The sequence below is a fragment of the Nitrobacter sp. 62-13 genome, from assembly GCF_001896955.1.
In the GTDB taxonomy this organism is placed as follows: Bacteria; Pseudomonadota; Alphaproteobacteria; order Rhizobiales; family Xanthobacteraceae; genus Nitrobacter.
Genome location: NZ_MKRN01000069.1, coordinates 24,188 through 29,228 on the forward strand (window position 1 = coordinate 24,188; position 5,041 = coordinate 29,228).

6 protein-coding genes and 2 pseudogenes are annotated in these 5,041 nt (G+C 65.8%); all 8 read left to right on the forward strand.

The window, feature by feature from the left end; genetic code table 11:
* Positions 1-413, forward strand: a pseudogene (locus BGN91_RS06830) (replication initiator protein A); the annotation flags it as partial.
* A gap of 208 nt (positions 414-621) precedes the next feature.
* A complete protein-coding gene (parA, locus tag BGN91_RS06835) occupies positions 622-1,257 on the forward strand; it encodes a ParA family partition ATPase (protein WP_292611701.1) in 636 nt (211 codons plus the stop codon).
* Positions 1,254-1,508, forward strand: coding sequence for a hypothetical protein (locus tag BGN91_RS06840; RefSeq protein ID WP_126699830.1), 255 nt, complete (start codon positions 1,254-1,256; stop codon positions 1,506-1,508). Before parA ends, BGN91_RS06840 begins: the two co-directional genes overlap by 4 nt.
* Complete coding sequence (locus BGN91_RS06845; protein WP_292611702.1) at positions 1,505-2,014, forward strand: DUF2840 domain-containing protein; 510 nt, start codon at positions 1,505-1,507, stop codon at positions 2,012-2,014. Before BGN91_RS06840 ends, BGN91_RS06845 begins: the two co-directional genes overlap by 4 nt.
* Positions 2,011-2,556: a S26 family signal peptidase gene (locus BGN91_RS06850; RefSeq protein WP_292611703.1), complete on the forward strand. Its 546-nt coding sequence runs from the start codon at positions 2,011-2,013 to the stop codon at positions 2,554-2,556. The genes BGN91_RS06845 and BGN91_RS06850 overlap by 4 nt, the downstream gene beginning before the upstream one ends.
* A gap of 46 nt (positions 2,557-2,602) precedes the next feature.
* A complete protein-coding gene (locus BGN91_RS06855) occupies positions 2,603-2,938 on the forward strand; it encodes a DUF736 domain-containing protein (RefSeq protein WP_292611705.1) in 336 nt (111 codons plus the stop codon).
* A gap of 37 nt (positions 2,939-2,975) precedes the next feature.
* Positions 2,976-3,722, forward strand: a complete 747-nt coding sequence (locus tag BGN91_RS06860; protein ID WP_292611708.1) for a lytic transglycosylase domain-containing protein — start codon at positions 2,976-2,978, stop codon at positions 3,720-3,722.
* A gap of 283 nt (positions 3,723-4,005) precedes the next feature.
* Positions 4,006-5,041, forward strand: a pseudogene (locus BGN91_RS06865) (relaxase/mobilization nuclease domain-containing protein); the annotation flags it as partial.

Genomic DNA, 5,041 nt, shown 5'->3' on the forward strand with positions numbered 1-5,041 from the left:
GCGCGGACGCGCACGGCCGTCCGCTCGGCCTCGAACTGATCGTGCCGGACTGGTTCTTCGCCGCCGTCCTCGACGATGCGCTCGTGCTAACCATCGACCGCGCCTACTTCCGCCTGACCGGGGGACTGGAGCGCTGGCTCTATCGCCTGGTGCGCAAGCATGGCGGCCGCCAACAGAGCGGCTGGAGTTTCGACGTCGCCTATCTTCATGCGAAGTCCGGCAGCCTCTCACCGCTCAAGCATTTCGCCTACGACCTGCGCAATATCGCTCGCCGCCAGACACTGCCGGGCTATCGGCTGACCATCGAGCAGCCGCCGGACGGCCCTGAACGCCTTGCCTTTGCTCCCATCGATCCCGCTGCCCTCGTTCCGCTGGGTCGGCGCGGGATCTCTCGCGCTGGGGATAAGCTGTGAAACGCATCGTGCTATCAGGGACCCGACCTATCGTGCCATCGGGGACCCGATTCTCGTGCTATCGGGGACCGGATTCGTCGAATCCTGACGCCGATTCAAGGCATTGCGCGCGGCGTAACACTTCTAACCAAGATTCCTTCGGAATCTTACTAACGGCCGCTCCGAAATCCATACCTGTGCATGAGCGCCGCCGAGAGCGGGGCGCCCCATGATTGTCGCGCTGCTCAACCAGAAGGGCGGTGTCGGGAAGACGACGCTCGCTCTTCACCTCGCCGGCGAGTGGGCGCGCCGCGGCCAGCGCGTCACCGTCATCGACGCCGATCCGCAAGGCTCTGCCCTCGATTGGTCGCAGCAACGCGCACGCGAAAGCCTTCCGCGCCTGTTCGGCGTGATCGGCCTGGCGCGCGACACGCTTCATCGCGAAGCGCCCGAACTCGCGCGCAACGTCCATCACATCGTCATCGATGGCCCGCCGCGCGTCGCCGGGCTGATGCGCTCGGCGCTGCTCGCGGCCGACATTATCCTGATCCCGGTCCAGCCATCGCCGTTCGACGGCTGGGGCTCGGCCGAGATGCTCGCGCTGCTGAGCGAGGCGCGCGTCTACCGGCCACAGCTCGTCGCCCGCTTCGTGCTCAATCGGTGCGGCGCACGCACGATCATCGCGCGCGAGACGGCGCTTACGCTCGCCGATCACGATCCGCCGCTGCTCACCTCCAAGGTCGGCCAGCGCGTCGCCTTTGCCGACGCCGCGCAATCCGGCCGCCTCGTCTGGGAAGCCCACGCAACGATTGCGGCGCGCGAGATCACTGCCCTTGCGAGCGAAGTCGGGAGGCTGGCGCGGTGACCCAGCGATCCTCCAAACGCGCCTTCATCGCGCGACCGGCTGATCCCGAACGCTGGATCAAGGCGCCTGCGCCGCGCTCCAACAGCAACGGCGACGCGGCCGCTTACACCGCGCGGCTGACGATCGACATCACGACGGAACTGCGCGGCCGCATCAAGATCGTCGCCTTCCAGCGTGGCCTGACCGTTGCGGACATGCTGCGCGACCTCCTCGCCCGCGAATTCCCTCCAGCCGAAGGAGACCTGCCATGACCGGCGCGTCGCATCTTCGTCTCGTGCCATCGCCGCTTCCTGTCGACGGCCTCACGCGCGTCGAGCTGACATGGATCGAGAAGAAGGTCGAATACTGGATTCGCTTCGGCAAGGAGAAGGCGGAGCAGATCCTCGACCGGCGCCGCCGCGTCCTGAGCTTCACGCCCAACAGCGTCTTCGCCTTCGTTCGCTGGGCCTCGAACGACCACGGCACGGTCATCTCGCGCATCGACATCGTGCGCACGATCACGCCGGGCGAGCGCTATTCCACACTGCCTTTCGTACGGCCGGGCGGCGACCTCCTCCTCAAGATGGAGAGCTGGCCAAAGGTCGAGCGCGTCCTCCAGGTCATCGACACTATTGAGGCGGCTGGAATCGATCCGAGCGAGGTCTCGCCGCATCACTGGCGGCATGTCCACAATCGCTTGACTGCGGGCCAGGAACCGCGCGCCTACACGGTCGAGCAACATCGCGCGATCCTACTGCGCCGCGAGATCGAGTCATGACGCGCTTCGGCTACGTCATGACCACGTACTTCGCCGCGATGTCGATCGGCGTCGGCTCCTTCGTCCCCGTCACGCCACGACTCGTCTGGAACGCTACCGCCAGCATGCCGATTGGCTTCTATACGATCGCGCCGACGGATCGGCTCGAGGTCACCGACCTGGTCGTCGTCAACGCGCCTGAACCGCTCTCCTCCTTCCTGGCTGAGCGCCACTACCTGCCGCGCGGCGTGCCGCTCCTGAAACGTGTTGCCGGGCTTCCGGGGCAAGAAGTCTGCCGCCATGGCATGCACGTCACAGTCGACGGCATCCACATAGGCGATGCGCTGGTGCGCGACCGGCTCGGCCGGCAACTGCCGATCTGGCAGGGCTGCCGCCGCATCGCCGAGGGCGAGGTCTTCCTCATGAACTGGTGGGTCGAGGACAGCCTCGACGGGCGCTACTTCGGCCCGCTCCCCGCCAGCGCAATCGTCGGCCACGCGCTGCCGCTGTGGACCGATGAGGAAGGCACCGGACAGTTCGAATGGCGCGCACCGACGCGGTGACGGTGCGCACTGTCGTCCCTCTCATCGCACCAGCAAGGAGACCAAAATGCCTCAGATCGGAGAGTTCACCCGCACCAAGAATGGCTATTCCGGACGCATCCGCACGCTCTCACTCGACATCGAGATGGTGTTGGTTCCGGCGGAACATTCAGACGCTGAGAACGCGCCGGACTATCGCGCGCATCTCGGTGACGGCGATGGCCCGGAGATCGGCGCAGGCTGGAAGCGCACCGGCGAGAAGGCTGGCGACTACGTGTCGGTCCAGATCGACGACCCCGCACTCGGACAGCCGATCCGCGCCAATCTCTTTCAATCGGGAGAGGGCCGGTCTGTCTGGGGTTTGCATTGGACGCGTCCGCAGAAGCGCGCCGAGCGGGACTGACGGAATGCCCATCTGCTGCACGTCATCAACGCGGATCATGAGGCCCGGGAGGCGTTTGCCCGCCCGGCATCTCACCGCTCTTCTCCTTTCCGGCCTGCTCTCGGTAGTCACGATCAGCGGTTCGGCCAGCCCTCAGGTGGTGCCGTCCGCCGGCGCCGATCAGGCGAGCCTCATCGCTCTCCACATCGACGTAGCCTCGCGCCGCTTCCGCATTCCGGCGTCCTGGATTCGCGCGGTCATGCGCGCCGAAAGCGCACATGACATCCGCGCCGTATCCTCTGCTGGCGCGATCGGCCTTATGCAAGTCATGCCGGAAACCTGGCTTGAGCTGCGCGCCCGCTACGATCTTGGTCGCGACCCCTTCGATGTGCGGGACAACATTCTCGCCGGCGCCGCGTACCTTCGCGAGATGTACGACCGATACGGCAATGTCAGCGCCATGCTGGCCGCCTACAATGCAGGGCCCCGGCGCTACGAAGAGTACCTTGCGGGCCCGCGCGATCTACCGGCCGAGACGCGGGCCTATGTCGCCACGATCGCACCCCTTCTCGGGGTTGCCCCGCCGCCGTATGCAATGCCGTCGACGCGCGCTGATCCGCTAGCTTGGATGAGCGCCCCGCTCTTCGTCGCACGCTCTGATGACGTCGGAAAAGCAGCCGCAATGCATCCCGAGCGTCAGCGCGAGAGCGGACCGAACGCGCCACGAATGCAAGACGCCAGCGCATTCTCAGCGCGTTCACCCGCTCTATTCGTAGCACGCGGCGGCAACGAGAGGCCGCAATGACGACTGCCGTCCCCATTCGCGTCATGGCGTGTTCAGGCGTGGAATGGAGTGCGTTGAGGCAGGAGCTTGGAAGCACGACCGCACGATGGCGAGATAAAAAGGCGCGATGTGCGCGCGAGGACGGTCGTGGTTTTTCAATAGCTTGCGAGCCGAATTCGCGAGGTGCGCCTTGTCGACGCAGCCTGCGACCTCGGCGCTCTCTCTGTTCAATCAGAGTGTTAGCGCGATGTGCGGAGCTGTGGCTATGAGCGTCGAGGACGAGTTCCGCATCCGCCCCGGCCGCATCCGCTCGACGCGCGCCCAGCGCGCTCGGCCGTTCATCGCGCAGGCGCTTGCCGCCGCGCAGCGGGCCGGCGGTCACGTCTCACGCTCGGGCAACATCAGCTCCGGCACGGGATCGCGCTTCGGACGTGGCCGCCGCGCGACCGTACAGGCGAACCGTCTGCTCACCAGCCGTTCGCGCATCACGGTCATCAAGACCCGCGTCGTTCGCCATTCGGCGCGCTCGGCGCCGCTTGCAACACACCTCAGCTATCTCCGCCGCGAAGGCGTGACCCGGGATGGGGAGAAGGCCCGTCTCTTCGGACCCGGCGGCGACGACTTGGATGCCAAGGAGTTTGCCGAGCGTTGCGAGGACGATCGCCACCACTTCCGCTTCATCGTCTCGCCCGAGGATGCGACCGAGATGTCGGACCTCAAGATCTTCGCCCGCGACCTGATGAACCAGATGGAGAAGGACCTCGGCACCAAGCTGGACTGGGTGGGCATTGATCATTGGAACACCGACAATCCCCACGTCCACATCATCCTGCGCGGCCGCTCCGACGACGGCCAGGATCTCGTCATCTCGCGCGACTACATCAAGGAAGGCATGCGTGCTCGCGCACAGGATCTCGTGACGCAGGAGTTGGGCCCACGCACGGATCAGGAGATCCGGCGCAACCTCGAACGTCAGGTCGAGTCGGAGCGCTGGACCAACCTCGACCGGCAACTCTCGCGTGACGCGTATCGGACAGGCGTCATCGATCTCGCTCCGAGCCCTGATCGCCAGCCTGACGAGTTTCACGTCCTGAAAGTCGGACGGCTGCGCAAGCTGGAGGCTCTGGGCCTCGCCGATCAGATCGGCCCGGGCCAGTGGGTGATGGTCGAGAATGCCGAGACCACTCTGCGCGAGCTTGGCGAGCGAGGCGACATCATCAAGCGCATCCATCGCGGGCTGGCCGAGCGCAATATCGAGCGTGGCACCTCGAGTTTCGTGCTCGCCGGAGAGAGCCTCGACGACCAGATCGTTGGTCGCCTCATAGCGCGTGGTCTCGATG

Coding starts and splice junctions, on each gene's coding strand:
- parA (WP_292611701.1), top strand. CDS start 622: ATGATTGTCGCGCTGCTCAACCAGAAGGGCGGTGTCGGGAAGACGACG.
- BGN91_RS06845 (WP_292611702.1), top strand. CDS start 1,505: ATGACCGGCGCGTCGCATCTTCGTCTCGTGCCATCGCCGCTTCCTGTC.
- BGN91_RS06850 (WP_292611703.1), top strand. CDS start 2,011: ATGACGCGCTTCGGCTACGTCATGACCACGTACTTCGCCGCGATGTCG.
- BGN91_RS06855 (WP_292611705.1), top strand. CDS start 2,603: ATGCCTCAGATCGGAGAGTTCACCCGCACCAAGAATGGCTATTCCGGA.
- BGN91_RS06860 (WP_292611708.1), top strand. CDS start 2,976: ATGAGGCCCGGGAGGCGTTTGCCCGCCCGGCATCTCACCGCTCTTCTC.